The organism is Pseudomonas sp. NPDC087614 (assembly GCF_044743485.1).
GTDB classification, from domain to species: domain Bacteria; phylum Pseudomonadota; class Gammaproteobacteria; order Pseudomonadales; family Pseudomonadaceae; genus Aquipseudomonas; species Aquipseudomonas baetica_A.
Map to the genome: position 1 here is coordinate 1 of NZ_JBIUWN010000140.1, position 5,544 is coordinate 5,544.

3 protein-coding genes and 1 pseudogene are annotated in these 5,544 nt (G+C 57.7%); all 4 read right to left on the bottom strand.

Going from position 1 to position 5,544, the window contains the following annotated elements; genetic code table 11:
- Window positions 1-113 precede the first annotated feature (113 nt).
- Window positions 114-197, bottom strand: a pseudogene (locus ACIOWA_RS27170) (hypothetical protein); the annotation flags it as partial.
- Between the two features lie 183 nt (window positions 198-380).
- Window positions 381-1,817 (bottom strand): dihydrolipoyl dehydrogenase, encoded by a 1,437-nt coding sequence (gene lpdA, locus ACIOWA_RS27175; protein ID WP_339433637.1) that lies wholly within the window; start codon window positions 1,815-1,817, stop codon window positions 381-383.
- A 97-nt stretch (window positions 1,818-1,914) separates the two neighbouring features.
- The gene (odhB, locus tag ACIOWA_RS27180; protein WP_339433636.1) at window positions 1,915-3,138 is read right to left on the bottom strand and encodes a 2-oxoglutarate dehydrogenase complex dihydrolipoyllysine-residue succinyltransferase; all 1,224 of its coding nucleotides are present in this window, start codon (window positions 3,136-3,138) and stop codon (window positions 1,915-1,917) included.
- Window positions 3,139-3,180: 42 nt separating this feature from the next.
- A partial coding sequence (locus ACIOWA_RS27185) for a 2-oxoglutarate dehydrogenase E1 component (RefSeq protein WP_401162846.1) occupies window positions 3,181-5,544 on the bottom strand: 2,364 nt, incomplete at its 5' end.

The following is a 5,544-nucleotide window of genomic DNA, read 5'->3' on the forward strand; positions in this document are numbered from 1 at the left end:
CTTTAAAAAGCATTAATCTTCACGATTATCTGGGTAAGCAGCTGTTCGCTTAATACGGCCTGCCATTTTCCACTGGTTACGCATTATACACCCCGGAAGCAGCAGCAGAAGCTTGGGGTGTCTACTGCGTAACCAGTGGAAACTGGCAGGCCGTATTCAGCGAACAGCTGCTTACCCTGATACTCGTGAAGATTCATGCTTTTTACCGTCTTCGTTAGGTACTGCGCATTCGGCGCTGCGCTCTTGATGAGTGCCGCGCCACCTGTGACTGCTGCTTGCGTAGCTGAGCTACGCAAGACTGCGTCCAGCGGACATTCCGCGGTGAGACTTGCTCGCAAGGCTCACGACGGGCCGTTACCGCCGTGGTTTCTTATTGTCTGTTAACGCTTCTTGCGGTTGGCAATGTGGATGGCGCCGCCATTCACAGCCAGAGCAGCTTCGTGCAAGGCTTCAGACAGGGTCGGATGGGAGAAAACCATCATGCCCAGGTCTTCAGCGCTGGTGCCGAACTCCATACCGATCGCGCCCTGCTGAACCAGTTCTGCAGCGCTCGGGCCAATCACGTGCACGCCCAATACGCGGTCAGTCTTGGCATCGGCGATGACCTTGACGAAACCACCGGTATCGTTGGCGGCCATGGCACGGCCGGAAGCGGCGAACGGGAAGGTGCCAACGTTAACTTCAACGCCTTCAGCTTTCAATGCCTGCTCGGTTTTGCCAACCCAAGCGATTTCCGGGTGAGTATAAATAACCGAAGGGATCAGGTCATAGTTGATCTGAGCCTTGTGACCTTTGATGCGCTCGACAACCATGATGCCCTCTTCCGAGGCTTTGTGAGCCAGCATCATGCCGCGAACCACGTCCCCGATGGCGAAAACGCCCGGTACGGTGGTCGCGCATTGATCATCAACGTGCACGAAACCGCGCTCGTCCAGGGTCACGCCGCTGTCGGCAGCCAGCAGATCAGTGGTCACCGGACGGCGACCAACGGCTACGATCAGCTTGTCGAAAGTGATGGTCTGTTCGCCGTTGGCATCGGTGTAGTTAACAACGACTTCGTCGCCGTTCACTTTCGAACCGGTCACGCGAGCACCCAGTTTGATGTCCAGACCCTGCTTGGTCAGGGTTTTCAGCGCTTCCTTGGAAACCGCGGTGTCCGCTGCCATCAGGAAGGTGTCCAGGGCTTCCAGGACAGTCACTTCTGCACCCAGACGCGACCATACCGAACCCAGTTCCAGACCGATCACGCCAGCGCCGATCACGCCCAGACGCTTAGGCACGGATTGGAATTCCAGCGCACCTGTCGAATCGACGATGACGTTCTGATCAACCGGAGCCGGTGGAATGTCGATCGGACGCGAACCTGGCGCCAGAATGACGTTTTCAGCTTCGATGACTTCAACCGAACCGTCCGGCTTGGTGACTTCGACTTTCTTGCCAGCCAACAGCTTGCCGTGGCCCTGGATCGAAGTAACGCCATTGGCCTTGAACAGAGTGGCAACGCCGCCGGTCAGGTTCTTGACGATGCCAGCCTTGCGGCCAACCATCGCAGCGACGTCCATTTTGACTTCGCCGGTCGAGATACCGTGAACGTTGAAGCTTTCTTTCGCTTCCTTGTATTTCCAGGAGCTGTCCAGCAGCGCCTTGGAAGGAATGCAGCCGACGTTCAGGCAGGTACCGCCCAGGGCTTGCTTGCCTTCGGCGTCGGTGTACTTCTCGATGCAGGCAGTGCTCAGACCCAGTTGTGCGGCCTTGATGGCAGCCACATAGCCACCAGGGCCAGCACCAATCACTACTACGTCAAATTTCTGCGACATTCAAAAAATCCTCTTTAGCGAAAAGCTTCAAGCCACAAGCTTCAAGCCAAGCCGCCCTTTCTTGCGGCTTGCTGCTCGAAGCTTGCAGCTGCTTCTATCAGATATCCAGCAACAGACGAGCCGGATCTTCCAGCAGGTTCTTGATGGTCACCAGGAAGGTCACAGCTTCTTTGCCATCGATCAGACGGTGATCGTAGGACAATGCCAGGTACATCATCGGACGGATAACGACCTGACCATTGATGGCCATAGGACGCTGGATGATGTTGTGCATGCCCAGAATAGCTGCCTGCGGCGGGTTGACGATCGGAGTCGACATCATCGAGCCGAAGGTACCACCGTTGGTGATGGTGAAGGTACCACCGGTCATCTCGTCCATCGACAGTTTGCCGTCACGGGCCTTCTTGCCGAAAGTGGCGATACCACCTTCGATTTCAGCCAGGCTCATCAGCTCGGCGTTACGCAGGACCGGTACTACCAGGCCGCGGTCGCTGGAAACGGCAACGCCGATGTCAGCGTAGCCGTGATAAACGATGTCGCCGCCGTCGATCGACGCGTTCACAGCCGGGAAGCGCTTCAGTGCTTCGGTGGCCGCCTTCACGAAGAAAGACATGAAGCCCAGGCGTACGCCGTTGTGGGACTTCTCGAACAGATCCTTGTACTTGGAACGCAGCGCCATGACTTCGGTCATGTCGACTTCGTTGAAAGTGGTCAGCATTGCCATGTTCGATTGAGCTTCAACCAGACGCTTGGCCACAGTGGCGCGAACGCGGGTCATCGGTACGCGCTTCTCGATGCGGTCGCCAGCGGCGAACACAGGAGCGGCGGCCGAAGGAGCAGCAGCCTTGGCAGGCGCGGCAGCCGGAGCGGCTTTCTTGGCAGCAACAGCAGCAACCACGTCTTCCTTGGTCACACGACCGCCCTTGCCGGTGCCGGCAACGGAAGCGATGTTGATGCCGTTTTCTTCAGCCAGCTTGCGAGCAGCCGGAGCAGCAACAGGATCGTCTTCGCCTTCGGCGGCAGCCGGGGCAACGGCAGCAGCGGCCGGAGCAGCAGCGGCGGCTGGAGCAGCGGCCGCAGCGCCGCCCGCTTCGATGGAGCCCAGGACTTCGTCGGATAGAACGGTGTCGCCTTCGTTCTTGACGATTGCGCCCAGCACGCCATCAGCAGTAGCCAGCACTTCCAGTACGACTTTGTCGGTTTCGATGTCAACGATCAGGTCGTCGCGCTTGACAGCGTCGCCCGGTTGTTTGTGCCAGGTGGCAACGGTGCCATCGGCAACCGATTCCGGGAAAGTGGGGGCTTTGATCTCGATAGCCATTATCTGTAGTTCCTTAAATTCGGTTTCAGGTGCGCGAAGGCGTTAAACGGTAAACGCGTCTTGCAGCAGTTTTTCCTGCTGCTCGGCGTGCATCGATGCATAACCACAAGCGGGTGCAGCAGAAGCATCACGGCCCGCGTACTCAAGTACGAGAGACTTGTTGTGATTGCTAACGATGCGGCGCATGTGGTGCTGGCTGCAGTACCAGGCACCCTGGTTCATCGGCTCTTCCTGACACCAAACGATATGTTTGAGGTTGGTGTACGGAGCCAGAACTTCGTTCAAGTCGTCCTCAGGGAATGGGTACAGCTGCTCGATACGCACGACGGCGATATCGTCACGGCCTTCGGCACGGCGTTTTTCCAGCAGGTCGTAGTAGACCTTGCCGCTACACAGAACAATGCGCTCGACCTTTTTCGGATCTTGAGCATCGATTTCCGGGATCACGGTCTGGAACGAACCTTCGGCCAGGTCTTCCAGCGTCGAGATGGCCAGCTTGTGGCGCAGCAGCGACTTCGGAGTCAAAACTACCAGAGGTTTGCGCAGCGGGCGGATCACCTGACGACGCAGCAAGTGGTAGATCTGCGCCGGAGTGGTCGGTACGCACACCTGAATGTTGTGCTCGGCGCATAGCTGCAGATAACGCTCAAGACGTGCCGAACTGTGCTCAGGGCCCTGACCTTCATAACCGTGTGGCAGCAACATGGTCAGACCGCAGAGACGGCCCCACTTGTGCTCGCCGCTGGTGATGAACTGGTCGATAACAACCTGCGCACCGTTGGCGAAGTCGCCGAACTGGGCTTCCCAGATCACCAGCGCGTTTGGCGTGGTGGTCGAGTAACCGTATTCGAAGGCCAGCACCGCTTCTTCCGACAGGAAAGAGTCGTACAGGTCAAAGCGTGGCTGACCGTCGTACAGGTTCTGCAGCGGAATGTAGGTGCCCGCATCTTTCTGATTGTGCAGAACAGCGTGACGGTGCGAGAACGTACCGCGGCCGATGTCCTGACCGGTCATGCGAATCGGGTGACCTTCAAACGCCAGGGTCGCGTACGCCATGGTTTCGGCGTAACCCCAGTTGATTGGCAGGCCGCCGGCTTGCATCTTCTGACGGTCTTCGTAGATCTTCGCAACCTGACGCTGAACCACGAAGCCTTCCGGAATTTCCAGCAGCTTGGCGGACAGTTCCTGCAGGGTTTTCAGATCGAAACGGGTGTCGTGACGTGCAGTCCAGGCGTGGCCCAGATACGGACGCCAGTCCACGAACAACTCTTTGTTCGGCTCTTTGACCAGCGATTTCACTACGTGCAGACCGTTGTCCAGCGCGTTGCGGTATTCGTCGACCTTCGCCTGAACACGCTCTGCATCAAGAGTACCGTCCTGAGTCAGACGATCGGCGTACAGCTCACGAGTGGTACGCTGTTTGGTGATCTGCTGATACATCAGAGGCTGGGTGCCGCTTGGCTCGTCGGCCTCGTTGTGGCCGCGACGACGGTAGCAGACCAGATCGATCACTACGTCACGCTTGAACTGCATGCGGTAGTCGATGGCCAACTGGGTCACGAACAACACGGCTTCCGGATCATCACCATTCACATGGAGAATCGGCGCCTGAATCATTTTCGCAACGTCGGTGGCGTACTCGGTGGAACGCGAGTCCAGCGGGTTGCTGATGGTGAAACCCACCTGGTTGTTGATCACGATGTGAACAGTACCGCCGGTTTTGAAACCGCGGGTCTGCGACATCTGGAAGGTTTCCATGACCACACCTTGACCTGCGAATGCAGCGTCACCGTGGATGGAGATCGGCAGAACCTTCTCGCCGGTCGAATCGTTACGACGATCCTGACGGGCACGAACCGAACCTTCTACCACCGGGGAAACGATTTCCAGGTGGGACGGGTTGAACGCCATGGCCAGGTGAACTTCACCACCGGTGGTCATTACGTTGGACGAGAAGCCCTGGTGATATTTAACGTCACCGGAACCCAACTCGACCTTCTTCTTGCCTTCGAACTCGTCGAACAGCTCGCGCGGGTTCTTGCCGAAGGTGTTGACCAGTACGTTCAGACGACCACGGTGAGCCATGCCGATGACGACTTCCTTGGTGCCGTAGGAACCGGAACGCTGGATCAGTTCGTCGAGCATCGGAATCAGGCTTTCGCCGCCTTCCAGACCGAAACGCTTGGTGCCCGGGTATTTGGTGCCCAGGTATTTTTCCAGGCCTTCACCGGCTGTCACGCGCTCAAGCAGGTGGCTCTTGATGTCGGCGGAGTATGTCGGACGACCACGCACGCTTTCCAGACGCTGCTGGAACCACTGGCGCTGCTCGGAATCGGTGATATGCGTAAATTCAGCGCCGATGGTGCGGCAATATGTCTGCTGCAACGCTTCGTGTATTTCGCGTAG

Excerpts from the sequence above, each read along its gene's own strand:
- lpdA (WP_339433637.1), bottom strand. The coding sequence starts at position 1,817 with ATGTCGCAGAAATTTGACGTAGTAGTGATTGGTGCTGGCCCTGGTGGC.
- odhB (WP_339433636.1), bottom strand. The coding sequence starts at position 3,138 with ATGGCTATCGAGATCAAAGCCCCCACTTTCCCGGAATCGGTTGCCGAT.